We start from the raw sequence: 25,216 nt of genomic DNA, 5'->3' as shown, positions 1-25,216 counted from the left end.
GAATCGAGGGCGAGACGCCACGACTACTGCATCCGGGCCACGGGCCGCGGGCGGACGTCGTGTGCCTCGCTTCAGCCGTCGACACAGCCCCGTCGGCGGCCAGCCGAAACGACGAGTGGAGCTGACGTGAGCACCAGTAGTGATTCGTTCGGCGCCAAGGGTTCGCTGCAGGTCGGAGACAACTCCTACGAGATCTTCCGCCTGTCGGCCGTCCCCGGCACCGAGAAACTTCCTTACTCTTTGAAGGTCCTGGCCGAGAACCTGCTGCGCACCGAGGACGGTGCCAACATCACGACCGATCACATCGGGGCCATCGCCAACTGGGATCCCTCCGCCGACCCGAGCATCGAGATCCAGTTCACGCCCGCACGCGTGATCATGCAGGACTTCACGGGCGTCCCCTGTGTCGTCGACCTCGCCACCATGCGTGAGGCCGTGACCACCCTGGGCGGCGACCCGAACAAGGTCAACCCCCTCTCCCCCGCCGACATGGTCATCGATCACTCGGTGATCCTCGACTACTTCGGTCGCGCCGACGCCCTCGAGCGCAACGTCGACCTCGAGTACGAGCGCAACGGCGAGCGCTACCAGTTCCTGCGCTGGGGCCAGGGCGCCTTCGACGACTTCCGCGTCGTCCCCCCGGGCATGGGCATCGTCCACCAGGTCAACATCGAGTACCTCGCCCCGACCGTCATGGTCCGCAACGGGCAGGCCTACCCCGACACCTGCGTCGGCACCGACTCGCACACGACGATGGTCAACGGCCTCGGCGTGCTCGGCTGGGGCGTCGGCGGCATCGAGGCCGAGGCCGCGATGCTCGGCCAGCCGGTCTCCATGCTCATCCCGCGCGTGGTCGGCTTCAAGCTCACCGGTGAGATCCAGCCCGGCGTGACCGCGACCGACGTCGTGCTCACCGTCACCGACATGCTGCGCAAGCACGGCGTCGTCGGCAAGTTCGTCGAGTTCTACGGCGCCGGCGTGGCCGAGGTCCCCCTCGCCAACCGCGCGACCCTCGGCAACATGAGCCCCGAGTTCGGTTCGACCGCAGCGATCTTCCCGATCGACGGCGAGACCATCAACTACCTGCGCCTGACCGGCCGCAGCGACGAGCAGCTCGCTCTCGTCGAGGCGTACGCCAAGGAGCAGGGCCTGTGGCACGACCCGAGCCGCGAGCCCGAGTTCTCCGAGTACCTCGAGCTCGACCTGTCGACGGTCGTCCCGTCGATCGCCGGCCCGAAGCGCCCGCAGGACCGCATCCTGCTGTCCGAGTCGAAGGTCGCCTTCCGCAAGGACATCCACAATTACGTGGAGGAGAACCTCCCGGCCGAGCACACCAAGCTCGACGAGGCCGTCGAGGAGACCTTCCCGGCGTCCGACCCGGCCGTGCTGTCCTTCGCGGACGACGGTGCCGTCGACGTCCACTCGGCCGCCAACGGTGCCCACGGACGTCCGTCGAAGCCGGTCAAGGTCGTCTCGGAGGAGCGCGGCGAGTTCGTCCTCGACCACGGCGCCGTCGTGGTGGCGGGCATCACCTCCTGCACCAACACCTCCAACCCGTCGGTCATGCTCGGCGCCGCGCTGCTCGCCCGCAACGCCGTCGAGAAGGGCCTGTCCACCAAGCCGTGGGTCAAGACCAACATGGCTCCGGGTTCGCAGGTCGTCAACGACTACTACGAGAAGGCCGGCCTGTGGCCGTACCTCGAGAAGCTCGGCTTCTACCTCGGTGGCTTCGGTTGCACCACGTGCATCGGTAACACCGGGCCGCTGCCCGAGGAGATCTCGAAGGCCGTCAACGACAACGACCTCTCGGTCACCGCGGTGCTCTCCGGCAACCGCAACTTCGAGGGTCGTATCTCCCCCGACGTGAAGATGAACTACCTGGCCTCGCCGCCGCTGGTCATCGCGTACGCGCTCGCGGGCACGATGGACTTCGACTTCGAGACCGACGCGCTGGGCAAGGACAAGGACGGCAACGACGTCTTCCTGAAGGACATCTGGCCTTCCGCCCAGGAGATCGACGACACCATCAAGTCGGCGATCAACCAGGACATGTTCCGCAAGTCCTACGCCGACGTCTTCAAGGGCGACGAGCGCTGGCAGAACCTCGAGACCCCCGAGGGCGACACCTTCGCGTGGGACGAGGACTCGACGTACGTCCGCAAGGCTCCGTACTTCGAGGGCATGACGATGGAGCCGGACGCGGTCAGCGACATCAAGGGCGCTCGCGTCCTCGCGCTGCTCGGCGATTCGGTCACCACCGACCACATCAGCCCGGCCGGTCCGATCAAGCCGGGTACCCCGGCCGCGCAGTACCTCGACGCCCACGGTGTCGAGCGCAAGGACTACAACTCGCTCGGTTCGCGTCGTGGCAACCACGAGGTCATGGTCCGCGGCACCTTCGCGAACATCCGTCTGCAGAACCAGCTGCTCGACGGGGTCTCCGGTGGTTACACCCGCGACTTCACCCAGGACGGTGCTCCGCAGGCGTTCATCTACGACGCCTCGCAGAACTACCAGAAGGCCGGCATCCCGCTGGTCGTCCTCGGTGGCAAGGAGTACGGTTCCGGCTCCTCGCGTGACTGGGCCGCCAAGGGCACCCGCCTGCTCGGCGTCAAGGCCGTCATCACCGAGTCCTTCGAGCGCATCCACCGCTCGAACCTCATCGGCATGGGCGTCATCCCGCTGCAGTTCCCGGCGGGCGAGTCGGCCGCGTCGCTGGGCCTGACCGGCACCGAGGTCTTCGACATCGAGGGCATCGAGAAGCTCAACGAGGGCGTCACGCCGAAGACCGTCAAGGTCACGGCGACCAAGGACAACGGCGAGAAGGTCACCTTCGACGCTGTCGTCCGCATCGACACCCCCGGTGAGGCGGACTACTACCGCAACGGCGGCATCCTGCAGTACGTGNGGCCCGGGACGAGACTCGTCTCGGGCCCGCCGTCTCCATCGAGCCGAAAGGAAGTGGCGCGTGCCCAAGGTCAGTGAGGACCATCTCGCCGCGCGGCGCAGGCAGATCCTCGACGGTGCCCGTCGCTGCTTCGCCGAATACGGTTACGACGGCGCGACCGTGCGACTGCTCGAAGATGCCACGGGTCTGTCCCGTGGCGCGATCTTCCACCATTTCAAGGACAAGGACGGACTGTTCCTCGCCCTCGCCCAGGAGGATGCGAGACGGATGGCCGATGTCGCGGCCAACGAGGGTCTCGTGCAGGTCATGCGCGACATGCTGTCCTCCCCCGACCAGTTCGACTGGCTCGGGACGCGGCTCGAGATCACGCGCCGTCTCCGCACCGACCCCGAGTTCGCGAGGGCGTGGACGCAGCATTCGGCCGAACTCACCGAGGCCACCGTCGGACGCCTCGAACGGCAGCGGGAAGCGGGCCGGCTGCGCGACGACGTGCCGACGGAAGTCGTCCTGGGTTATCTAGACCTCGTGCTCGACGGACTCGTCGCCCGCCTCGCTTCTGGACACACCGAACAGGACCTCGTCGCGGTTCTGGACCTCGTCGAGGAATCCGTGCGCCGGCGCGACTGATGCGCCGGATCCGTTCCTCACGCCTTCTCGTCGCTCGCTGCCGCCCGACGACGGTTCGGGCCGCCGCGGCCCCGCAGCCGCACCTGCGACTCCACGAGAACGTTGTGCACGAAACCGTAGGATCGACCGGTTTCCTGCGCGAGCCTCCGAATGCTCGCGCCTTCCTCGTAGCGGCGCTTCAGATCCTCCTGCAAGCGGTCCCGCGATTCCCCTGTAACTCGGGCTCCCTTCGCGTAGGTCGTCTCTCCACCACCGGAATTTCGCGCCATCGGATCCTCCCTGCGCCCTCGCCAAAGGTCCCTTTCCCAGGCTAGAGGACTGTCAGGTTGCGCGGACGCAGATCGGACCAGCGGGAGCGGATCGGGGGACGGATCCGACCGGAGGCCCGATCAGGCGAGCTGGATGAGCTCGAGGTATTCCTGGGACCAGTGGTCCTCGGTCCCGTCGGGAAGCAGGATCACACGTTCCGGGTCGAGGGCCTCGGCCGCACCCGGATCGTGGGTGACCAGCACGACGGCACCCTCGTAGCTCCGCAGCGCGTCGAGCACCTGCTCGCGAGAGACGGGATCGAGGTTGTTGGTCGGTTCGTCGAGGAGCAGCACGTTCGCCGCGGACGAGACGAGGCCCGCCAGGGCGAGTCGTGTCTTCTCACCGCCGGAGAGTGTTCCGGCCGGCTGCTCGAGCTGCGGACCGGTGAACATGAACGCGCCGAGCAGTCCGCGCAGGTCCTGTTCACCGGCGTCCGGAGCGGCGTGCCGGATGTTCTCCCACACCGTCGCCGAGTCGTCGATGGTGTCGTGCTCCTGCGCGAAGTAGCCGATCTTCAGACCGTGGCCGGGCACGAGTTCGCCGAGATCCGGCTGCTCCACACCGGCGAGCAGTCGCAGCAGCGTCGTCTTGCCGGCACCGTTGAGGCCGAGGACGACGACGCGGCTGCCCCGGTCGATCGCGAGGTCGACGCCGGTGAAGATCTCCAGGGAGCCGTAGACCTTGGTCAGTTCCTTGGCCATCAGCGGGGTTTTTCCGCAGGCGGCCGGCGTGGGGAACCGGATCTTGGCCACCTTGTCGGCGACGCGCACGTCGTCGAGGTCGGAGAGCAGCTTCTCGGCACGCTTGGCCATGTTCTGGGCGGCCGTGGCCTTCGTGGCCTTCGCGCCGAGCTTCGCGGCCTGCTTCTGCAGGGCGGACGCCTTCTTCTCGGCGTTCGCACGCTCGCGCCGGCGCCGCGCCTCGTCGGTCGCGCGTGCGTCGAGGTACTTCTTCCAACCCATGTTGTAGACGTCGGCCTCGCCGCGCACCGCGTCGAGGAACCACACCTTGTTCACCACATCGGCGAGCAGGTCGACGTCGTGGCTGATGACGATGAGCCCACCGTCGTGGTTCTGCAGGAAACCGCGCAGCCAGGTGATCGAGTCGGCGTCGAGGTGGTTGGTCGGCTCGTCGAGCAGCAGCGTGGTGTCGGACTTCCCGCCGGAGCCGTCCGAGGCGGCGAACAGGATGCGGGCGAGTTCGACACGGCGGCGCTGACCACCCGACAGCGTGTGCAAGGGCTGGCCGAGGACCCGGTCGGGCAGGCCGAGGCTGTGGCAGATGCTCGCGGCCTCGGATTCGGCGACGTATCCGCCGAGCGTCGCGAAACGCTCTTCGAGCGAACCGTACTTGCGCACGGCACGGTCGCGGATCTTCTCGTCGACGGCCTCCGCCATGAGCGCCTGCTGCTTCTCCATGCTGCGGAGGATCTCGTCGAGACCTCGCGCCGAGAGCACCCGGTCCTTGGCGAGGACGTCGAGATTGCCCTCCTTGGGATCCTGCGGCAGGTAACCGATGTCTCCGGAACGGATCACGGCGCCGGCGTAGGGTTCGCCTTCACCCGCGAGGATCCGCAGGGTCGTGGTCTTGCCGGCACCGTTACGTCCCACGAGGCCGATCCGGTCCCCGGCCTGCACCCGCAGCCCCGAGCCGGGGGCGGTGAGCAGCGTCCGCACGCCGGCGCGGACTTCGAGGTCGGTAGCGGTGATCACGCACGGGCTCCTAGAACGAAGGACGATGGATGGGTGCCATGTTGGCAAACAGCCGGGCACACGAACCACCCATTTTACAGTGACAGCACCTCGCTCCCACGGTGAGATGCACTACCCCTCGCCACGCGCGGCCGGGTTCTCCCCGTGCGCAACCTAGGCTGGCGCCCGTGACCCACCTTCCCTCCACCGACCTCGTCGTGGCCGGACTCGGCCCCGCCGGCCGTGCATTGGCGTTCCGTGCCGCCGCGGCCGGGTTGTCGGTGACGGCCGTCGACGTGCGTCCACAGCGTCGGTGGACCGCGACCTACGCGGCGTGGGCCGACGAACTGCCCGCCTGGCTGCCCGACGAGGTGGTGGCAGCACGCATCGACAGGCCCGCGGCGTGGACGACCGAGCCCCGGATCGTCGATCGTGCCTACCGGGTGCTGGACACGGCGTGCCTGCAGGACTTCCTCGCCCTCGACGCCGTCACGGTGGTCACGGGTCGGGTACGCGACGTCGATGCGGACGGCGTGGTCCTCGGCGACGGACGCCGGGTGACTGCCCGCTACGTCGTCGATGCCCGCGGGGTTCCCGCCGAACCGGAACGTGCCCAGCAGACGGCATTCGGGCTGATCGTCGACGATACGACCGCAGCTCCGGCACTCGACGGCCACGATGCCTGGTTCATGGACTGGCGCCGCGACAACGGCACGGGCCCCGACGACGTGCCGTCCTTCCTGTATGCGGTGCCGGTCGGCGACGGACGCACGATCCTCGAGGAGACCTGCCTCGTCGGCCGTCCGGCACTCGGTCTCGGCGAACTCGAGCGGCGCCTGCACATCCGCCTCGCAGCGCGAGGAGTGCGCACGACCGGCGACGAGCAGGTCGAACGGGTGCGCTTCGCCGTCGAGAGCGCACCGACGGCCCCCGGGGTGGTCGGTTTCGGCGCTCGCGGTGGTCTCATGCATCCGGCCACGGGATACGCGGTGGCCACCGCCCTGTCCACCGCGGATGCGGTGGTCGATGAGATGCGCCGCGGCGACGATCCGCAGCGCGTCCTGTGGTCGGTCCGCGCCCGCTCGGTGGCGACGCTGCGGCAGATGGGGCTGCGGGTCCTGCTGCGACTCGACGCACGCGGAGCGATCGAGTTCTTCGACGCGTTCTTCGACCTTCCGGTCGAGCAGCAACGCGCCTACCTGTCCGGTCGCGACGATGCGACCGGCGTGGCGGCCACGATGTGGCGGCTGTTCCGGGTGCTGCCGATGGGTGCGCGCGCGACGATTCTGCGTTCGCTCCGCTGATCCGCCGGGCGCGGCGGTGTGGCGAACGTCTCGGCGAACCGGCCGGTGAGTTTCGCAGCTTTCCAGCGTGGCCCCGAGGTGTCGATCATGATGGACACATGCGGTCGATCTGGAAAGGCTCACTCGCGTTCGGCCTCGTCAACGTGCCGGTGAAGGTGTACTCGGCCACCGAGTCGCACGACATCTCCTTCCACCAGGTACACGCGAAGGACGGCGGGCGGATCAAGTATCAGCGCGTGTGCACCGAGTGCGGTGAGGTCGTCCCGTACCAGAACATCGACAAGGCGTACGACTCCGAGGACGGCGAGCGGGTCGTGCTCACCGACGAGGATTTCGAGAAACTCCCCGCGGCCGAGAAGCACGAGATCCCGGTGCTGCAGTTCGTGCCCACCGAGCAGATCGACCCGATCCTGTTCGAGAAGTCGTACTATCTCGAACCCGATTCGTCGTCGCCGAAGGCCTACGGCCTGCTCGCCGCGACTCTCGAGCAGAGCGACCGGACGGCGCTGGTGCACTTCACGCTTCGTCAGCGCACCCGCCTGGCGGCGCTGCGCACCCGCGACGGACTGCTCATCCTGCAGACCCTGTTGTGGCCCGACGAGGTCCGCGCAGCCGAGTTCGAGTCGCTCGACGACATCGAGAAGCCGAAGCAACGCGAGCTCGCGATGGCCGAGACCCTCGTCGAGTCGATGTCCGACGATTTCGATCCCACCGAGTTCACCGACGAATACCAAGTGGAACTGCGCACGCTGATCGACGAGGCCCTCGCTCGTGGCGGCGAGAAGGTCTTCCAGGTCGCCGAACCCGACACCAGCGAAGAGGACGCCGAGGTGCTCGACCTCGTCGCGGCCCTGCAGCGCAGCGTCGACGCGGCGGGCAAGAAGGTCCCGTCCGGTTCGTCCTCCGGCGGGAAGAAGTCCTCGAAGGACGACGACGAAGGCGAGGACGAGGGCGCGAAGAAGAAGGCCCCCGCGAAGAAGACCGCGTCCAAGAGCACGGCGAAGAAGAGTCCCGCGAAGAAGACCGCGGCGAAGAAGACCGCGTCCAAGAGTTCGGCGTCGAAGAGCACGGCGAAGAAGAGTCCTGCGAAGAAGACGGCCGCCAAGAAGACCTCCGGCGAACGCAAAGGCGCCTGACCTCCGACGAGAAGTCGAAGATCAGGCGCCGAGGATCGGAGCCGGAGAAGGCCGGATCAGACGGTGAATCCGAGTGCGCGCAGCTGTTCGCGTCCGTCGTCGGTGATCTTGTCGGGACCCCACGGCGGCATCCACACCCAGTTGATGCGCAGCTCGTCGCACAGACCGCTGCGCACGAGTGCGCCCTTGGCCTGCTCCTCGATGACGTCGGTGAGGGGGCACGCCGCCGAGGTGAGCGTCATGTCCACGGTCACGGTCTCGTCGACCTCGGAGATCCCGTAGACGAGACCGAGATCGACGACGTTGATGCCGAGCTCGGGGTCGACGACGTCGCGCAGCGCTTCCTCGAGTTCGTCGAGGCGGCCCGGATCCAGCGGCGGGGCCGTGGCCGCGACCAGCGTCGAGGTCTCGTCCGCGCCGGCGTCGGCCGTCGGATTCTCGTCGGTGTTCACGGTGCCCGGTGCGGGTTCGGTCATCAGTTCTGTCCTCCGCTCGAAAGGGTGTGCGCGCCGCCCGCCAGGTCGGCGGGGGCGGCGTCCACGGTCTGCGCGACCGCGTCCTTGAAGGCCATCCAGCCCAGCAACGCGCACTTCACGCGCGCCGGGTACTTCGCGACGCCGGCGAACGCGATGCCGTCGCCGATCAGGTCCTCGTCGCCCTCGACGGTGCCGCGACTGCCGACCATCTCGACGAAGCCCTCGACGATCTTCAGTGCATCGCCGAGCGGAACGCCGATCACCTGGTCGGTGAGCACGGACGTCGACGCCTGGCTGATCGAGCAGCCCTGCCCGTCGTAGGAGACGTCGGCGACGGTGTCGCCGTCGATGTGCACGCGCAGGGTCACCTCGTCGCCGCAAGTGGGGTTGACGTGGTGCACTTCGGCGCCGAACGGCTCGCGCAGTCCGCGATTGTGCGGGTGCTTGTAGTGGTCCAGGATCACTTCCTGGTACATCTGCTCCATCCGCATCGGATCACGCCTCCCCGAAGAACTTCTGGGCGCGCCGGATCGCCGCGCCGAGTGCCTGCACCTCATCCGGCGTGTTGTACACGGCGAACGATGCGCGGGCGGTCGCGGCCACCCCGAAGCGGCGGTGCAGCGGCCAGGCGCAGTGGTGTCCGACCCGGATCTCGACGCCCTCGTCGTCGAGGATCTGGCCGAGATCGTGGGCGTGGATCCCGTCCACGACGAACGACACCGCCCCGCCGCGCTGTTCGGCGGTCGTGGGTCCGATGATGCGCACGCCGTCGATCCCACCCAGTTCGGCGAGCGCCGCAGCGGTCAGCTCGTGTTCGTGTGCGGCGACGGCGTCCATGCCGATGTCCTGCAGGTAGCGCACGGCGGCACCGAGACCGACGGCCTGCGAGACCATGGGCGAGCCGGCCTCGAATCGCTGCGGCGGTGCGGCGAAGGTCGTGGCCTCCATCGTCACCGTCTCGATCATCGAGCCACCGGTGATGAACGGCGGTACGTCGGCGAGCAGGTCGCGGCGACCGTAGAGGACGCCGACGCCGGACGGACCGAACATCTTGTGTCCGGAGAACGCCGCGAAATCCACACCGAGGGCGCGGAAGTCGACGGCCATGTGCGGCACCGACTGGCACGCGTCGAGCACGACGATCGCGCCGACCTCCTTCGCGCGCCGCACGATCTCCTCGACGGGAGCGACCGCACCGGTCACGTTCGACTGGTGCGTGAACGCCACGACCTTCACGGCGTCGGTCAGCGTCAGCGAATCGAGATCGATGCGACCGTCGTCGGTGACCCCGTACCAGCGCAGGGTGGCACCCGTGCGCCGCGCGAGTTCCTGCCACGGAACGAGATTCGCGTGGTGCTCGAGCTCGGTGACGACGATCTCGTCACCGGGGCCGAGCCGGTGCGGGAACCGGTCGTCGGCGAAGGCGTACGCGACGAGGTTGAGCGACTCGGTGGCGTTCTTGGTGAACACCACCTCGTCGACGTCGACCCCGACGAAGGACGCGATGACGGCGCGGGCGTCCTCGTACGAGTCGGTCGCCTCCTCCGACAACGCATGCGCACCGCGGTGCACGGCCGCGTTCCGCGTCGCGAGGAACTCACGCTCGGCGTCGAGCACCTGTACCGGGCGCTGGGAGGTGGCCCCCGAGTCGAGGTAGACCAGGGGTTTGCCGTCGCGCACCGTGCGCGCGAGGATCGGGAAATCGGCCCTGATCCGGGCGATGTCCAAGGTCCGCACCGGCACCGTCATCCGATCACGCTCCTTGCGTTGCTGCCTGGGTGAAACGAACGTAGCCGTTGGTCTCGAGCTCGTCGGCGAGCTCCGGGCCACCGGACTCGACGACGCGGCCACCCACGAAGACGTGCACGAACTGCGGCTTGATGTAGCGCAGGATGCGGGTGTAGTGGGTGATGAGCAGGACGCCGCCGTTCTCGTTCTCCTGGTAGCGGTTCACGCCCTCGGAGACGACGCGCAGCGCGTCCACGTCGAGGCCGGAGTCGGTCTCGTCGAGGATGGCGATCTTCGGCTTGAGCAGACCCAGCTGCAGGATCTCGTGGCGCTTCTTCTCACCGCCGGAGAAGCCCTCGTTGACGCTGCGCTCGCCGAAGGCCGGATCGATGTCCAGCTCGGACATCGCCTGCTTGACCTCCTTGACCCAGTGGCGCAGCTTGGGGGCCTCGCCGCGCACGGCGGTCGCGGCGGTGCGGAGGAAGTTCGACATCGACACGCCGGGCACCTCGACCGGGTACTGCATGGCGAGGAACAGGCCGGCGCGGGCGCGCTCGTCGACGCTCATCTCGAGCACGTCCTCACCGTTGAGGGTGATGCTGCCCGAGGTGATCTCGTACTTGGGGTGGCCGGCGATCGCGTACGACAGGGTGGACTTGCCGGAGCCGTTGGGGCCCATGATGGCGTGCGTCTCACCCGAGCGGACCGTGAGGTTCACGCCCTTGAGGATGTCGATCGGCTCGGCGTTCTCGTCGGTCTGTGCGACGCGGACGTGCAGGTCCTTGATCTCGAGGACGTTCGAAGGTGTGGACATCGAAATGCGTTTCCTTAGTGGAGAGGTATCGGGAGTACGGGGAGACGGCCGTCAGGCGCCGACGGCGGCGAGTTCCGCCTCGATGGCGGCCTCGAGCCGTTCGCGGACCTCGGCGACCGTGATGCGCTCGAGCAGCTCGTGGAAGAAGCCGCGGACGACGAGGCGACGCGCTTCCTCCTCGGAGACACCGCGAGCACGCAGGTAGAACAGCTGCTCGTCGTCGAAGCGGCCGGTCGCCGACGCGTGTCCGGCACCGACGATCTCACCGGTCTCGATCTCGAGGTTCGGCACGGAGTCGGCGCGCGCACCGTCGGTGAGCACCAGGTTGCGGTTGAGCTCGAAGGTGTCGGTGCCCTCGGCCTCGGCGCGGATGAGCACGTCGCCGATCCACACGGTGTGCGCGTCGGGCTTGCCGGAGGCCGGATCGCCCTGCAGCGCACCCTTGTACACGACGTTCGACTTGCAGTTCGGCTGCGAGTGGTCGACGAGCAGGCGCTGCTCGAAGTGCTGGCCGGCGTCGGCGAAGTACAGGCCGAGCAGTTCGGCGTCGCCGCCGGGGCCGTCGTACTTGGTGGTCGCCGACACGCGCACGAGATCGCCGCCGAGCGCCACGGTGAAGTGGCGAAGCACGGCATCGCGGCCGACGCGAGCGTGGTGCGCGGCGACGTGTACGGCGTCGTCGGCCCAGTCCTGCACCGCGACGACCTTCAGCTGTGCGCTGTCGCCGAGCACGAACTCGATGTTCTCGGCGTAGGTGCCGCTGCCGCGCTGGTCGATGACGAGCGTGAGGTTGGCGAACGCCTCGAGCCGGATCTGCACGTGACCGTAGGCGACGGCGCCCTCACCCGGTCCCGTGATCGTCACGGTGACGGGCTCGGCGACCTCGACCTCGCGGCCGACGGTGAGGACGGTCGCGGTCTCGAACGACGAGTACGCCTGTGCTGCGATCCGGTCGAACGGCACACCGGCCTGTCCGAGTCGCGCGTCGTCGCGCGCCACGGTCTCGACCTGCACGCCGTCGACCGGGGTGACCTCGATGGTCGCGGTGCCGGTCGCGGGAGCGGTGCCGTCGTGCAGACCGCGCAGGCGGCGCAGCGGGGTGAACCGCCACACCTCGTCGCGACCCGACGGAATCTCGAAGGCGTTCACATCGAAGGACGTGAAGACCTCACCCTTGTTGATTGCCGGCTTGCCGGCGGTGTTGATTGCCGGCTTGCCGGCGGTGTTGATTGCCGGCTTGCCGGCAGTGTTGATTGCCGGCTTGCCGGCAGTGTTGACGGCCGGCACCCGGTTCTCGGCACGCACGGCATCCTGCACGCCCGTCGCGGTAGCCGGCGTGTTCTTCGCTTCCGCAGTCATTTAGCCGACTGCCCCTTCCATCTGCAGTTCGATCAAGCGGTTGAGTTCGAGGGCGTACTCCATCGGTAGTTCCTTGGCGATGGGCTCGACGAATCCGCGCACCACCATGGCCATGGCCTCGTCCTCGTCGAGTCCGCGGCTCATCAGGTAGAACAGCTGGTCGTCGCTCACCTTCGAGACGGTCGCCTCGTGACCCATCGTGACGTCGTCCTCACGGATGTCGACGTACGGGTAGGTGTCGGAACGGCTGATCTGGTCGACGAGCAGCGCGTCGCACTTGACGGTCGACTTCGAGCCGTGGGCGCCCTTGTTGACCTGCACGAGGCCGCGGTAGGATGCACGTCCACCGCCGCGCGCCACCGACTTCGACACGATGGTCGAGGAGGTGTGCGGAGCCAGGTGCAGCATCTTCGCGCCGGTGTCCTGGTGCTGCCCCTCGCCGGCGAAGGCCACGGAGAGCACTTCACCGCGAGCGTGCTCGCCCATCATCCACACGGCCGGGTACTTCATCGTCACCTTGGAACCGATGTTGCCGTCGATCCATTCCATCGAGCCGCCGGCCTCGACCTTGGTGCGCTTGGTCACCAGGTTGTAGACGTTGTTCGACCAGTTCTGGATGGTCGTGTAGCGGCAGTGGCCGCCCTTCTTGACGATGATCTCGACCACCGCGGAGTGCAGCGAGTCGGACTTGTAGATCGGGGCGGTGCAGCCCTCGACGTAGTGCACCGAGGCGCCCTCGTCGACGATGATCAGGGTGCGCTCGAACTGGCCCATGTTCTCCGTGTTGATACGGAAGTAGGCCTGCAGCGGGATGTCGACGTGCACACCCGGCGGGACGTAGATGAACGAGCCACCCGACCACACCGCGGTGTTCAGGGCGGAGAACTTGTTGTCGCCGGCCGGGATGACCGTGCCGAAGTACTCCTTGAACAGCTCGGGGTGCTCGCGCAGGCCCGAGTCGGTGTCGAGGAAGATCACGCCCTGGCTCTCGAGGTCCTCGCGGATCTGGTGGTAGACCACCTCGGACTCGTACTGGGCGGCGACACCGGCGATGAGGCGCTGCTTCTCCGCCTCCGGGATGCCCAGCCTGTCGTAGGTGTTCTTGATGTCCTCGGGGAGCTCGTCCCAGCTCGCGGCCTGCTTCTCCGTCGAGCGCACGAAGTACTTGATGTTGTCGAAGTCGATTCCGTCGAGGTTCGAGCCCCACACCGGCATCGGCTTCTTGTCGAAGGTGCGCAGCGCCTTGAGGCGGATGTCGAGCATCCACTCGGGCTCGTTCTTCTTGGCGGAGATGTCCCGCACGACCTCTTCGGACAGGCCGCGCTGCGCCGTGGCGCCCGCGGTGTCGGGGTCCGCCCAGCCGTATTCGTAGTGGCCGAGAGAATCGATCGTCTCTTCCTGCGTCAGCGGCGCGGTTCCGGACGTCTGATCCGATGCGACGGTCATGCGAGCTCCTTCCGGAGTCTGGTGGGCGTCGGCGCGGGCTGTGCGTCGACGGTCGACGGGTGGGTGGATGTCTTCCTGATGTGCCCTGGTTCGCGGAGCACTCGCGGTGGGATCGTCACGTAGGCGGCTCCGGACGGGGCGCGTCCGCTTTGGAGAGAACGGGCACGTGTGTCGTGCAGAAGGCGTCGCCGTTCGCGATCGTCGCCAGGCGTTGCACGTGGGTTCCGAGGATCCGCACGAAGGCCTCCTGCTCCGCCTCGCACAGTTCGGGGAACTGCTCCGCGACGTGCGAGACCGGGCAGTGGTGCTGGCAGATCTGCACGCCGGTGCCGACGCGGCGGGTCGAGGCGGCGAAACCGGAGGCGGTGAACGCTCCGGCGATCTCCTCGGCGACGCTCTCGACGTCGTCGAGGTTCTCGTCGGCGGGCGCGATGGTGCCGAGGATCGAGTCCACACGGCGGCGTGCGAAGTCCTCCACGGCAGCGTCGCCGCCGAGTTCGCGGAGGTGCCGCATGGCGGCGGTGGCGAGATCGTCGTAGGAGTGCCCGAGGCGGGCGCGTCCGACGGCGGTGAGCTGGAAGCGGCGGGCGGGGCGGCCACGACCGCGTCCTTGCCTGCGCGGCGGCGCGGCGGCCTGCGCCTCACCGGACTCGATGAGCGCGTCGAGATGGCGTCGCACGCCCGCGGCGCTGAGCCCCAGACGCTCGCCGATCTCCGGCGCGGTGATGGGACCTTCTTCGAGCAGCAGCTGCACGACGGCGGCGCGGGTCTGACCCTCCGGGATCTCGCGGCCCGTCGAAGCAGGACTCTTGCGGGTGTCCTCGACGCGCGACGCCGTCGCGGCAGGTGCGTGACCTGCGCGTTCTGCGGTGTCGGTGGTGTCGGACGGGTATTTCACAACACCAGTGTGACGGAATTCGGAAGCACGGTCCACCAAGGGTGCCCTTTGTTACACCTCGTGACGGAGCCGTCGGAGAGCACCCTCGCCGTCCCGTTACGCTTCTGACGTGCCGTCGACTCCTCCCCTGTCCGCCCCGCACACGACGTCTCCGTCGCCGGGCCGATCCGGGGTCCGCGAACGGCTGCACGTGTGGATCCGACGCGCTCTGGGCCTCGACGCCCCGGGACCACACGCCGATGTCTCGGTCGTCCTGCACGGCGACGAGATCGAAGGTCGCGGACTCGACGCGATCGAGAACGTCTACCTCCACCGCATCCGGCTGCTCGGCGCCACCGGTGCCGTCCTCATGGCAGTCGGGGCACTCGGCGCCGGCGCCCAGCCGGTCCTGCAGAACCCCGTGCAGGGCGTCCGCGCCCTCGGACTGGCGGCACGCATGCCGAGCGCCGCCCTCACGACGACCATGATCGGCACGGCGCTGGTGATCCTCGCCTGGTTGCTGCTCGGCCGGTTCGCGATCGGCCGGGGCGCACCGGACGGTCCCGTGCGCCGACTGTCCCGGTCGCAGCTCGACCGCACCCTGCTGCTGTGGATCCTTCCGCTGGTCGTCGCTCCGCCGATGTTCAGCAAGGACGTCTACTCGTATCTCGCGCAGAGCGAGATTGCCGCGCGCGGGCTCGATCCCTACGCGATCGGTCCGGCCGGCGCGCTGGGGGTCGACCACGTCCTGACCCGGACGGTGCCGAACATCTGGCGCGACACCTCGGCCCCCTACGGCCCGGCCTTCCTGTGGATCGGCGAGAAGATCACGTACCTCACGGGCGAGAACATCGTGGCCGGCATCTTCGTCCACCGGCTGCTCGCGCTCGTGGGTGTGGCCCTGATCGTGTGGGCGCTGCCGCGGCTCGCCCGCCGGTGCGGCGTTGCGTCGGTGAGCGCGTTGTGGCTCGGTGCCGCGAACCCGCTGTTGCTCTTCCACCTGGTCGCGGGCATCCACAACGAGGCACTGATGCTCGGGCTCATGCTCGCCGGTGTCGAGCTCGCGCTGCGGGCCGTCCACCCGGACGACGAGGCGGCCTCGCGCCTGCGTCTCGCGGGGTGGCTCGCGGCCGGCACCGCGCTGATCGCCCTGTCGTCGATGATCAAGGTGCCCTCGCTGCTCGCGCTCGGATTCGTCGGCATGGCCCTTGCCCGCAAGTGGGGTGGCGGCTTCCGCGCCGTGCTCGCCGCCGCCGCGATCCTCGGCATCGGGACCTGTGTCGTCATCGGCGCTGTGAGCTGGGGCAGCGGCCTGGGCTTCGGCTGGACGAAGACCCTGGGCACCGCCACGGAGGTCCGCAGCTGGATGTCGATCCCGACCCTGCTCGGCATGGGTACCGGCCTCGGCGGCGTGCTGCTCGGTCTCGGCGACCACACGACGGCCGTGCTGTCCATCACGCGCCCCATCGCAGCGCTGGTGGCCGCTTTCGTCACGATGCGCATGCTGCTCGCGGTGCTCATGGGACGGATCCATCCGGTCGGTGCGCTGGGGGTCTCGCTGGGCGCGATCGTGCTGCTCTTCCCGGTCGTGCAACCGTGGTACCTGCTGTGGGCGGTGATCCCGCTCGCGGCCTGGGCGACCCGCCCGGTCTTCCGGATCCCCACCATCGCGTTCTCGTCGGTTGTCGGCATGATCCTCATGCCCAACGGCAGCGAATACCAACCGTTCATCATCGTCCAGGCGTCGATCGCGACCATCGTCGTGGTCGGTCTGATCATCGTCGCCACACGCTCCCGGCTGCCGTGGCGGCTGCAGGAGCGCACACCACCGCGTCCGGCGGAAACCGCGGACGCCTAGGCTGGAACCCTGTGACCCCGAGTTCTCCCGCCGGTGCGGTACCGGCCGTGCGCCTGGACGGCGTCGTCAAGACCTACGGGGGCGTCACCGCCGTGAACGGTCTCGATCTGACCGTCGAACGCGCCCAGGTGCTCGCCCTCCTCGGCCCGAACGGCGCCGGTAAGACCACCACTGTGGAAATGTGCGAGGGGTTCGTCACTCCCGACGTGGGCACAGTCCGCGTCCTGGGGCTCGATCCCGTCGCCGATTCCGACGCCCTCCGCCCCCGGATCGGCGTGATGCTGCAGGGTGGCGGCGCCTATCCCGGTTCGCGGGCCGGTGAGATGCTCGACCTGGTGGCGGCGTACTCGGCGGATCCCCTCGACCCCGACTGGCTGCTCCAGCGCCTCGGGCTCACCGACGCCCGCCGCACCCCCTACCGCCGATTGTCGGGCGGACAACAGCAACGCCTCGCGCTCGCATGCGCGCTGGTGGGGCGCCCCGAACTGGTGTTCCTCGACGAACCGACGGCGGGTCTCGACGCACAGGCCCGGCTGCTCGTCTGGGAACTGATCGACGCACTGCGCCGCGACGGTGTGAGCGTGCTGCTCACCACCCACCTCATGGACGAGGCGGAAGAGCTCGCCGACGAGATCGTCATCATCGATCACGGGCGGGTGGTCGCCGCAGGGACACCCGACGAAGTCACCCGCGACGGCGCCGAGGGCCAGCTGTGGCTGTCCGCGCCTCCGGGCCTCGACCTGAGTGCCCTGCAGTCCGCCCTGGCCGGCACCTACCGGATACGGGAGGACAATCCCGGGCGGTATCTCGTCGAGGGCACGATCGAACCGTCCGTCGTCGCGGCGGTGGCGACCTGGTGCGCGAATCTGGGCGCACTGGCAACCGAGATCCGGGTGGATCAGCGCAGCCTCGAGGACGTCTTCCTCGAGTTGACCGGTCGGGAGTTGAGAGGGTGAGCGTGACCCACGATCGTCTGGCGAACAACCGGTTTGCGGAAGGGACCTTCACCCCGCGACCGCAGCCGAACTCGCCGTCGAAGATGCTCGCGGCGCAGACCGCCATGGAACTCAAGTTGCTGCTGCGCAACGGCGAGCAGCTCCTACTGACCATGTTCATTCCGATCACGCTGCTGATCGGCCTGTCGCTGCTACCGATCGGCGATCTCGGCGACTCGCGGGTCGACAGCGTGCTGCCAGCGGTGATGATGGTGGCCGTGATGTCGACGGCGTTCACCGGTCAGGCGATCGCCGTGGGCTTCGACCGCCGCTACGGCGCCCTCAAGCGGATCGGCGCGACCGCGCTGCCCAAGTGGGGAATCATCGCTGGCAAGAGCGCGGCGGTGGGCATCGTCGTCGTCCTGCAGGCCGTGTTGCTCGGTGCCATCGGGCTGGCCCTGGGCTGGCGCCCCTCCCCCGTCGACCTGCTCATCGGGGCGGTCGTCATCGCCTTGGGCACGGTGATGTTCGCGACACTGGGGCTGCTGCTCGGTGGAACCCTGCGCGCCGAGATCGTGCTCGCCCTCGCGAACATCGTGTGGTTCGTGCTGTTGGGCATCGGCAGCGTCGTGGTGCTCGGCGACGTGATCCCCGAAGCGGTGGTCCACCTGCTGCGGATCGTGCCGTCGGGGGCGTTGACGCTCGCGCTCGAGAACGCCACCTCGGGTGTGTTCGACTGGTTGTCGATCGTCTCGCTGCTCGTGTGGACGGTGATCGGCGGCACCGCCGCGGCGCGCTGGTTCCGCTTCACCTGAGTCGTGGGCGGCCCGATCGGGCACGACCCAACTACAGCGTGTAGTGGTTCACGCCGTACCATCGAACCGTGTTGTATCGCGGCTACCTGAGCCTTGTCGACCGTCTCCCCCTGCCGTCGCTGCGGACGCAGAAGATCATCGCGTTCCTCACGATTCTCACCCAGGGCGGCATCGCAGTGACCGGCTCGGTCGTCCGCGTCACTGCCTCCGGACTGGGTTGCCCGACCTGGCCGCAGTGCTTCCCCGGGTCGCTGGTGCCGGTGGGTGTGTCGAGCGGGGTGAACACCCTGCACCAGGTGGTCGAGTTCGGCAACCGGCTGCTGACCTTCGTGGTCGTGGCCGTCGCAGCCGCGATCGTCCTGGCCGTCACCCGTGCGCGGCGCCGCAAGGAGGTCATCGCCTGGGCGTGGTTGATGCCGGCAGGCACCGTGCTGCAGGCGATCATCGGCGGCATCACCGTCCTGGCCGGTCTCGCCTGGTGGACGGTCGCGATCCACCTGCTCGCATCGATGCTCATGGTGTGGCTGGCGACAGTGCTCTACGCGAAGGTGAGCGAGCCGGACGACGGCACGGTGGTGCAGGTATTGCCCCAGCCGCTGCGCCGGCTCACCGCCTTGTCGGGTGTCGCGCTCGCCGTGGTCCTCGTGCTCGGCACGATGGTCACCGGCGCCGGCCCGCACGCCGGAGACAAGAGCGTCGACAGACCCGTCCCGCGCCTCGCGCTCGACATCACCAATCTCGTCCACCTGCACGCCGAAGCGCTCATCGGCTATCTCGCGCTGCTGATCGGCCTCACCTTCGCCGTCTACGCGGTCCATGCACCCCGAGCCGTCACGCTGCGTCTGAAGGTCGTCCTGGCCCTGGTGGTCGCACAGGCCGGCATCGGCCTCGTCCAGTTCTGGACGGACGTGCCTGCCGTGCTGGTCGTCTTCCACGTCGCCGGCGCCGGACTGTGCACGGCGGCGACCGCCGCGGTCTGGGCGGCCGGACGGACGCGCACGACCGCACCGGATCGCGAGCCCGTTCCGGCCTGACCGTTCGACGACGCGGCCCCTCCCCGGACTTCCGGGAAGGGGCCGCGTGTCGTCGTACGGATGTCGGGCGGTCAGCGCTCGTTGCGGGCCTTGGGGAACTTCGTCTGACGTGCCACCCAACCGGCCATCTTCGCCCAGTGACCCTTCTGCGGGTTGGCGATGCTGGTGACCTCGCGGTCCCACTCGGAGACGGTGACGTCGGGGATCTCCTCGACGATGGCGCGCGCCGTCGGGAGGTCCTTCGCGACGCGGTCGCCGAGGGTGCCGTCGGCGGCGACCACGGTGATCCGGACGCCGGACAGACCGATCGGCTGCAGCACGGCCTTCCCGGAACCTCCGTGCTCGGCGACGAAGCTGCGGATGGACGAGACGATGTCGGCCGGTGCGGCCACGACCTGTGTTTCGACGCTCATGTCTGCAGAATACTGTGAGCGCTATGCACGCAATCGAAGTGGCACAGCACGGAGGCCCCGACGTCCTCGTCCCCGTCGAACGACCCGACCCCTCGCCCGGACCGGGTGAGCTGCTGGTTCGCACCGACGCGATCGGCGTCAACTTCATCGACACCTACTTCCGCACCGGCCTCTACGGCACGGAGCTGCCGTACATCCCGGGCTCGGAGGGCACGGGCACGGTCGTCGCCCTCCGCGAGGGTGTGCGGGACACGGCGGTAGGCGACCGAGTGTCGTGGTGCGAGGCACCCGGCTCGTACGCCGAACTGGTCCGCGTCCGCGAGCAGGTCGCCGTGCCGGTCCCGGACTCGGTGCCGGCCGAGCAGGCCGCCTCGGTCCTCCTGCAGGGCATGACCGCGCACTACCTGCTGAACTCCGTCCACCCGGCACAGCCCGGCGAGACGGTGCTCGTCCACGCAGGTGCCGGTGGTGTGGGGCTGATCCTGACGCAACTCGCCGTCGCGAAGGGCGTGCGGGTGATCACCACCGTGTCCTCCGACGAGAAGGAGGCCCTGTCGCGGGAGGCCGGCGCCGCGGACGTGCTGCGCTACGGCGACGACCTCGCCGAGAAGGTGCGCGAGCTCACCGACGGCGAGGGGGTGGCCGCAGCCTACGACGGTGTCGGTGCCGCGACCTTCGAGGCGTCGCTCGCGTCCGTCCGCGTGCGCGGCACGGTCGCGCTGTTCGGTGCCGCGAGCGGACCCGTCCCGCCCTTCGACCTGCAGCGGCTGAACCCGGCGGGTTCGCTGTTCGTCACGCGGCCGACCCTCGTGCACTACACCCGAGACCGCGAGGAGCTGCTGTGGCGGGCGGGCGACGTGCTCGCGGCGCTCGCCGACGGGTCGCTGAAGCTCCGCGTGGGAGCGAGCTATCCCCTCGCCGAGGCCGCCCGCGCCCACGCCGATCTCGAAGGACGCCGGACCACCGGATCGATCGTCCTGATCCCGTGATCTNGACGAACGCCCCGGCCGCTCGGCCGGGGCGTTCGTCGTGAAGCGTGGATCAGAAGTACGAGCCGATCGTCGGCAGTGCGAGCACGGAGTCGATCGCCAGGCCCAGGCACACCACCGCGAGGTAGTTGTTGGACTGGAGGAACAGCTTGAGCGGCTTGACCGACGCCCCGCCGCGCACACTGTTGAACAGCTGGTGCGCGACGATCAGGAACCAGGCGCCCGCGAGCAGCGCGACGGCCGCGTAGATCGCACCGGCGGCCGGGACGATCACCAGCGTCGCGATCACGGTCGCCCAGGTGTAGAGCACGATCTGCTTCGTGACGTGCTGCTCGGTGGCGATGACCGGCAACATCGGCACGCCGGCTGCCTTGTAGTCCTCCTTGTAACGCATCGCGAGCGCCCAGGTGTGCGGCGGCGTCCAGAAGAAGATGACCAGGAACAACACGATGGGTTCCCAGCTCAGCGAACCCGTCACGGCGGCCCAGCCGACCATCACGGGCATACATCCGGCAGCCCCGCCCCAGACCACGTTCTGCCAGGTCCGGCGTTTGAGCACCATCGTGTACACGAGCACGTAGAACGCGATCGTCGCCACGACCAGCAGTCCGGCCAACAGGTTGGCGCGCCACCACAACCACGCGAAGGACGCGATGCCGAGCAGCATGCCGAAGACGAGGGCGTTGCGTGTCGGCACCGTCTGCCGGGCGAGCGGACGCAACGCCGTGCGTTTCATCACCTTGTCGATGTCGGCGTCGACGACGCAGTTGAGCGAGTTGGCGCTCGCCGCACCCATCCAGCCGCCGAACAGGGTGCTCAGGATGAGCACGATGTCGACGTTGCCGCGGTCGGCGAACAGCATCGCGGGAATGGTCGCGACCAGCAGGAGTTCGATCACCCGCGGCTTGGTCAACGCTATGTAGGCGAGGACGGTGCCGGAGATCCGGCCCCACGCGGTGTCGGGGCGCGGGGCGCTCGGCGCTTCGGGGGCGCCGAAGCCGTGTCCTCCCGGCCGTCGCCCTGCCCGCACACTGTCTCCTTGTCCCACGCGGATCCGCACCTTCGTTTCGCCCGTTCACGGTCGCCCGGTTCCGGACGCTCCTCTACTACGAACGATGGTAGACCGGACCGTTGCCCGGACCGAATCGACCCGTTCGGAGCAGCGCATTAGTCTGAAGTAGCGCGCGGGCCGACTTCCACCCGCCGGGACCCCGTACACCCATGTCAGGAGACTTCAAGCTCGTGTCGATCACAGACGAGATCCGCACCCTCACCCAGCCTGCGCATCCTGCCGACTGGACCGACCTGGACACCAAGGCCGTCGACACCGCGCGCGTGCTCGCCGCCGACGCCGTGCAGAAGGTCGGAAACGGGCATCCCGGTACCGCGATGAGCCTCGCTCCCCTCGCGTACACCCTTTTCCAGCGTGTGATGCGCCACGATCCGACCGACCCCGAGTGGGTCGGCCGCGACCGCTTCGTGCTCTCGTGCGGACATTCGAGCCTGACGCTGTACACCCAGCTGTACCTGTCCGGCTACGGACTCGAGCTCGCCGACCTCGAAGCCCTGCGCACGTGGGGTTCGCTCACCCCGGGCCACCCCGAGTACGGCCACACCGCCGGCGTCGAGATGACCACCGGCCCACTGGGTCAGGGTCTGGCCTCCGCCGTGGGCATGGCGATGGCCGCCCGCCGCGAGCGCGGTCTGTTCGATCCCGAGGCGCCCGCCGGCTCGAGCCCGTTCGACCACTACGTCTATGTGATCGCGTCCGACGGCGACATCGAGGAGGGCGTGACCTCCGAGGCGTCCTCGCTCGCCGGTGTCCAGCAGCTCGGCAACCTGATCGTCTTCTACGACGACAACAAGATCTCCATCGAGCACGACACCGCGATCGCTCTCGGTGAGGACGTCTCCAAGCGCTACGAGGCATACGGCTGGCACGTGCAGACCGTCGAGGGCGGCGAGAACGTCACCGCCCTGCTCGAGGCCGTCGAGACCGCGAAGGCGGTCACCGACCGTCCGTCCTTCATCTCCGTCCGCACGATCATCGGCTACCCGGCGCCGACGAAGATGAACAGCGGCGACGCGCACGGTGCCGCGCTCGGCGTCGACGAGGTCGCCGAGATCAAGAAGATCCTCGGCTTCGACCCCGAGAAGAACTTCGACGTCGACCCGGCCGTGATCGAGCACGCCCGGCAGGTCGTGACGCGCGGCACCGAGGCACGCGCCGCATGGCAGGCCGACTTCGACGCATGGGCCGCCCGCGAGCCGCAGCGCAAGGAACTGTTCGACCGCCTGCACGCCGGTGAGTTCCCGGAGGGCTGGGTCGACGCACTGCCGACCTACGAGCCCACCGAGAGCGGTCCCGCGACCCGCTCGGCGTCCGGCAAGGCCCTCGCCGCGCTCGGACCGGTACTGCCCGAGCTGTGGGGCGGTTCCGCCGACCTCGCCGGCAGCAACAACACGACGATTCCCGGTTCCGACTCCTTCGGTCCCGAGTCGATCTCCACGAAGGACTGGAACGCGCAGCCCTACGGACGCACCCTGCACTTCGGCGTCCGCGAACACGCGATGGGATCGATCCTCAACGGCATCGCCCTGCACGGCCCGACCCGCCCCTACGGCGGCACCTTCCTCGTCTTCTCCGACTACATGCGGCCCGCGGTGCGTCTCGCGGCCCTCATGCAGACCCCGGCGATCTACGTGTGGACGCACGATTCGATCGGTCTCGGTGAGGACGGCCCGACGCACCAGCCGATCGAGCACCTCGCGGCGCTGCGCGCGATCCCGAATCTCGCCGTGATCCGCCCGGCCGACGCCAACGAGACGTCGTTCGCGTGGAAGGCCGCGCTGGAGAACCGCACCGGCCCGACCGCTCTGGCGCTGACCCGTCAGAACGTGCCGGTGCTCGAGGGCACGCGGGAGAAGGCCGCCGAGGGTGTCGCCCGCGGTGCCTACATCCTGGCCGAGGCCTCGTCGGGCACCCCGGAGGTCGTGATCCTCGCGACCGGTTCCGAGGTCCAGCTCGCCGTTGCCGCCCGCGAGACCCTCGAGGCCGACGGTGTGCCCACCCGCGTCGTCTCCGTGCCGGTGCTCGACCGGTTCCTCGAGCAGGACCAGGCCTACCGCGACGAGGTGCTGCCCCCGTCGGTGCGCGCCCGCGTGTCCGTCGAGGCCGGTCTCGCGATGCCGTGGTACCGCCTCATCGGCGACGCCGGTGAGCCGGTCTCGCTCGAGCACTACGGCGCCTCAGCCGATTACAAGACCCTGTACCGCGAGTTCGGCATCACTGCCGAGGCCGTCGTCGACGCCGCGCGTCGCTCGCTGACCCGAGTGAAGGGATGATCCGATGACCCAGCAGACCTCCACGCAGAACGCTGCGCTGGCCGAACTGTCCGCCCAGGGTGTCTCGGTGTGGCTGGACGACCTGTCCCGCGACCTCATCGACTCCGGCAAGCTCGCCGAGCTCGTCGCGACCCGCAGTGTCGTGGGTGTGACGACCAACCCGTCGATCTTCCAAGCCGCCCTGTCGAAGGGCCATGCCTACGACGCGCAGATCCGCGATCTCGCCGCCGCCGGTGCCGACGCCACCGAGGCGATCCGCACCGTCACCACCGACGACGTGCGCGCGGCCTGCGACGTCCTCGCGCCGGTGTTCGAGGCCACGGACGGCCTCGACGGACGGGTGTCGATCGAGGTCGACCCGCGTCTGGCGCACAAGACGGGCGAGACCGTCCAGCAGGCCCTCGAGCTGTGGCGCATCGTCGACCGCCCGAACCTGTTCATCAAGATCCCGGCGACGATGGCGGGTCTGCCGGCCATCGCCCGGGTGATCGGTGAGGGTGTCAGCGTCAACGTCACGCTGATCTTCTCGGTCGAGCGCTACGAGCGGGTCATCGAGGCCTACCTCGACGGCCTGACCGCGGCGAAGGCCTCCGGTCACGACCTGTCGAAGATCCGCTCGGTCGCGTCGTTCTTCGTCTCGCGTGTCGACACCGAGATCGACCCGCGCCTCGAGGAGATCGGCACCGACCGGGCGCTGGCTCTGCGTGGCAAGGCCGGTCTCGCCAACGCGCGGCTCGCGTACGGCGCGTACCAGCGCGCGTTCGAGGGCGGGACGCGGTTCGAGCAGCTCGCCGAGGCGGGTGCCGTTCCCCAGCGTGCGTTGTGGGCGTCGACGGGTGTGAAGAACCCCGATTACCCCGACACCCTCTACGTCACCGAGTTGGTCGCGCCGAACACCGTGAACACGATGCCGGAGAAGACCCTCGAGGCCGTCGCCGACCACGGTGGGGTCACGGGCGACACCGTCACCCGCAACATCGCCTCCTCCCAGCAGGTCTTCGACGCGCTGGCATCGGTCGGTGTGGATCTTCCCGACGTCTTCCGCAAGCTCGAGGACGAGGGTGTGGAGAAGTTCGTCGTGGCGTGGAAGGACCTGCTCGCGGCGACGGCGGAACAGCTCGCGGCTCACGCGCCGGGCGCGGAGGGCTGAAC

Annotated in this window: 21 protein-coding genes and 1 pseudogene; 11 read left to right on the top strand and 11 right to left on the bottom strand. The window is 68.7% G+C overall.

The features are described from left to right. Positions 1-126: 126 nt before the first annotated feature. Positions 127-2,907: pseudogene (locus tag QR64_RS21800) on the top strand (aconitate hydratase); the annotation flags it as partial. 61 nt (positions 2,908-2,968) lie between these two features. Further along, positions 2,969-3,535, top strand: coding sequence for a TetR/AcrR family transcriptional regulator (locus QR64_RS21795; protein WP_006551512.1), 567 nt, complete (start codon positions 2,969-2,971; stop codon positions 3,533-3,535). A 17-nt stretch (positions 3,536-3,552) separates the two neighbouring features. On the opposite strand, the gene QR64_RS21790 is transcribed toward QR64_RS21795, so the two are convergent. Together QR64_RS21790 and QR64_RS21785 are read right to left on the bottom strand one after the other, a co-directional pair. Further along, positions 3,553-3,804 carry a helix-turn-helix domain-containing protein gene (locus QR64_RS21790; RefSeq protein ID WP_026061044.1) on the bottom strand — a complete coding sequence of 84 codons (252 nt, stop codon included), beginning with the start codon at positions 3,802-3,804 and terminating at the stop codon, positions 3,553-3,555. Between the two features lie 120 nt (positions 3,805-3,924). Beyond that, complete coding sequence (locus tag QR64_RS21785; protein WP_039587163.1) at positions 3,925-5,556, bottom strand: ABC-F family ATP-binding cassette domain-containing protein; 1,632 nt, start codon at positions 5,554-5,556, stop codon at positions 3,925-3,927. 167 nt (positions 5,557-5,723) lie between these two features. On the opposite strand from QR64_RS21785, the gene QR64_RS21780 reads away from it, so the two are divergent. After that, on the top strand, positions 5,724-6,839 hold the full coding sequence (locus QR64_RS21780) for a lycopene cyclase family protein (RefSeq protein WP_039587161.1): 1,116 nt from the start codon (positions 5,724-5,726) through the stop codon (positions 6,837-6,839). A 98-nt stretch (positions 6,840-6,937) separates the two neighbouring features. Next, positions 6,938-7,975, top strand: coding sequence for a Ku protein (locus tag QR64_RS21775; RefSeq protein WP_039587160.1), 1,038 nt, complete (start codon positions 6,938-6,940; stop codon positions 7,973-7,975). A gap of 56 nt (positions 7,976-8,031) precedes the next feature. Here QR64_RS21775 and QR64_RS21770 read toward each other — a convergent pair whose 3' ends face one another. The 7 genes from QR64_RS21770 to QR64_RS21740 all read right to left on the bottom strand — a co-directional run bounded on the left by QR64_RS21770 (position 8,032) and on the right by QR64_RS21740 (position 14,732). After that, on the bottom strand, positions 8,032-8,451 hold the full coding sequence (locus tag QR64_RS21770) for a metal-sulfur cluster assembly factor (RefSeq protein ID WP_016691730.1): 420 nt from the start codon (positions 8,449-8,451) through the stop codon (positions 8,032-8,034). Then, positions 8,451-8,942 (bottom strand): Fe-S cluster assembly sulfur transfer protein SufU, encoded by a 492-nt coding sequence (gene sufU, locus QR64_RS21765; RefSeq protein ID WP_026061042.1) that lies wholly within the window; start codon positions 8,940-8,942, stop codon positions 8,451-8,453. Before sufU ends, QR64_RS21770 begins: the two co-directional genes overlap by 1 nt. Positions 8,943-8,946: 4 nt before the next feature. Continuing rightward, on the bottom strand, positions 8,947-10,200 hold the full coding sequence (locus tag QR64_RS21760) for a cysteine desulfurase (protein ID WP_016691728.1): 1,254 nt from the start codon (positions 10,198-10,200) through the stop codon (positions 8,947-8,949). 4 nt (positions 10,201-10,204) lie between these two features. Further along, complete coding sequence (gene sufC, locus QR64_RS21755) at positions 10,205-10,993, bottom strand: Fe-S cluster assembly ATPase SufC (RefSeq protein ID WP_016691727.1); 789 nt, start codon at positions 10,991-10,993, stop codon at positions 10,205-10,207. Positions 10,994-11,044: 51 nt separating this feature from the next. Further along, positions 11,045-12,352: a Fe-S cluster assembly protein SufD gene (gene sufD, locus QR64_RS21750; protein WP_039587159.1), complete on the bottom strand. Its 1,308-nt coding sequence runs from the start codon at positions 12,350-12,352 to the stop codon at positions 11,045-11,047. Next, positions 12,353-13,798 carry a Fe-S cluster assembly protein SufB gene (gene sufB, locus QR64_RS21745; RefSeq protein WP_024100815.1) on the bottom strand — a complete coding sequence of 482 codons (1,446 nt, stop codon included), beginning with the start codon at positions 13,796-13,798 and terminating at the stop codon, positions 12,353-12,355. It lies immediately after the preceding gene. A gap of 115 nt (positions 13,799-13,913) precedes the next feature. After that, on the bottom strand, positions 13,914-14,732 hold the full coding sequence (locus QR64_RS21740) for a helix-turn-helix transcriptional regulator (RefSeq protein WP_039587158.1): 819 nt from the start codon (positions 14,730-14,732) through the stop codon (positions 13,914-13,916). A gap of 73 nt (positions 14,733-14,805) precedes the next feature. On the opposite strand from QR64_RS21740, the gene mptB reads away from it, so the two are divergent. From mptB to QR64_RS21720, 4 genes are all read left to right on the top strand, one after another. Further along, positions 14,806-16,533 (top strand): polyprenol phosphomannose-dependent alpha 1,6 mannosyltransferase MptB, encoded by a 1,728-nt coding sequence (gene mptB, locus QR64_RS21735; protein ID WP_371850703.1) that lies wholly within the window; start codon positions 14,806-14,808, stop codon positions 16,531-16,533. An 11-nt stretch (positions 16,534-16,544) separates the two neighbouring features. After that, positions 16,545-17,489 (top strand): ABC transporter ATP-binding protein, encoded by a 945-nt coding sequence (locus QR64_RS21730; RefSeq protein WP_039587157.1) that lies wholly within the window; start codon positions 16,545-16,547, stop codon positions 17,487-17,489. Then, positions 17,486-18,283 carry an ABC transporter permease gene (locus QR64_RS21725; RefSeq protein ID WP_006551497.1) on the top strand — a complete coding sequence of 266 codons (798 nt, stop codon included), beginning with the start codon at positions 17,486-17,488 and terminating at the stop codon, positions 18,281-18,283. Before QR64_RS21730 ends, QR64_RS21725 begins: the two co-directional genes overlap by 4 nt. A gap of 68 nt (positions 18,284-18,351) precedes the next feature. Beyond that, a complete protein-coding gene (locus QR64_RS21720; protein ID WP_024100811.1) occupies positions 18,352-19,317 on the top strand; it encodes a COX15/CtaA family protein in 966 nt (321 codons plus the stop codon). A 71-nt stretch (positions 19,318-19,388) separates the two neighbouring features. On the opposite strand, the gene QR64_RS21715 is transcribed toward QR64_RS21720, so the two are convergent. Continuing rightward, positions 19,389-19,730 (bottom strand): hypothetical protein, encoded by a 342-nt coding sequence (locus QR64_RS21715; protein ID WP_006551494.1) that lies wholly within the window; start codon positions 19,728-19,730, stop codon positions 19,389-19,391. A gap of 23 nt (positions 19,731-19,753) precedes the next feature. Here QR64_RS21715 and QR64_RS21710 point away from each other — a divergent pair, with 23 nt between their 5' ends. Continuing rightward, positions 19,754-20,719 (top strand): quinone oxidoreductase family protein, encoded by a 966-nt coding sequence (locus tag QR64_RS21710; RefSeq protein ID WP_039587155.1) that lies wholly within the window; start codon positions 19,754-19,756, stop codon positions 20,717-20,719. 52 nt (positions 20,720-20,771) lie between these two features. On the opposite strand, the gene QR64_RS21705 is transcribed toward QR64_RS21710, so the two are convergent. Beyond that, positions 20,772-21,749 (bottom strand): heme o synthase, encoded by a 978-nt coding sequence (locus tag QR64_RS21705; RefSeq protein ID WP_039587153.1) that lies wholly within the window; start codon positions 21,747-21,749, stop codon positions 20,772-20,774. Between the two features lie 212 nt (positions 21,750-21,961). Between QR64_RS21705 and tkt the strand changes: the two genes are divergently transcribed. Together tkt and tal are read left to right on the top strand one after the other, a co-directional pair. Next, positions 21,962-24,064: a transketolase gene (tkt, locus tag QR64_RS21700; RefSeq protein WP_039587395.1), complete on the top strand. Its 2,103-nt coding sequence runs from the start codon at positions 21,962-21,964 to the stop codon at positions 24,062-24,064. Positions 24,065-24,068: 4 nt separating this feature from the next. Beyond that, the gene (gene tal, locus QR64_RS21695) at positions 24,069-25,214 is read left to right on the top strand and encodes a transaldolase (protein ID WP_039587151.1); all 1,146 of its coding nucleotides are present in this window, start codon (positions 24,069-24,071) and stop codon (positions 25,212-25,214) included. The last annotated feature ends 2 nt before the right edge of the window (positions 25,215-25,216 follow it).

The organism is Rhodococcus sp. Chr-9, assembly GCF_000801125.1.
GTDB classification, from domain to species: domain Bacteria; phylum Actinomycetota; class Actinomycetes; order Mycobacteriales; family Mycobacteriaceae; genus Rhodococcus; species Rhodococcus pyridinivorans.
This window is presented reverse-complemented; position numbering and strand designations above follow the sequence as displayed.

Bases quoted from the DNA above. Each gene is read 5' to 3' on its own strand.
- sufB (WP_024100815.1), bottom strand. From the start codon at position 13,798: ATGACCGTCGCATCGGATCAGACGTCCGGAACCGCGCCGCTGACGCAG.
- QR64_RS21770 (WP_016691730.1), bottom strand. From the start codon at position 8,451: ATGACCGAACCCGCACCGGGCACCGTGAACACCGACGAGAATCCGACG.
- QR64_RS21775 (WP_039587160.1), top strand. From the start codon at position 6,938: ATGCGGTCGATCTGGAAAGGCTCACTCGCGTTCGGCCTCGTCAACGTG.
- tal (WP_039587151.1), top strand. From the start codon at position 24,069: ATGACCCAGCAGACCTCCACGCAGAACGCTGCGCTGGCCGAACTGTCC.
- sufD (WP_039587159.1), bottom strand. From the start codon at position 12,352: ATGACTGCGGAAGCGAAGAACACGCCGGCTACCGCGACGGGCGTGCAG.
- sufC (WP_016691727.1), bottom strand. From the start codon at position 10,993: ATGTCCACACCTTCGAACGTCCTCGAGATCAAGGACCTGCACGTCCGC.
- QR64_RS21715 (WP_006551494.1), bottom strand. From the start codon at position 19,730: ATGAGCGTCGAAACACAGGTCGTGGCCGCACCGGCCGACATCGTCTCG.
- QR64_RS21760 (WP_016691728.1), bottom strand. From the start codon at position 10,200: ATGACGGTGCCGGTGCGGACCTTGGACATCGCCCGGATCAGGGCCGAT.
- QR64_RS21710 (WP_039587155.1), top strand. From the start codon at position 19,754: ATGCACGCAATCGAAGTGGCACAGCACGGAGGCCCCGACGTCCTCGTC.
- QR64_RS21790 (WP_026061044.1), bottom strand. From the start codon at position 3,804: ATGGCGCGAAATTCCGGTGGTGGAGAGACGACCTACGCGAAGGGAGCC.
- sufU (WP_026061042.1), bottom strand. From the start codon at position 8,942: ATGCGGATGGAGCAGATGTACCAGGAAGTGATCCTGGACCACTACAAG.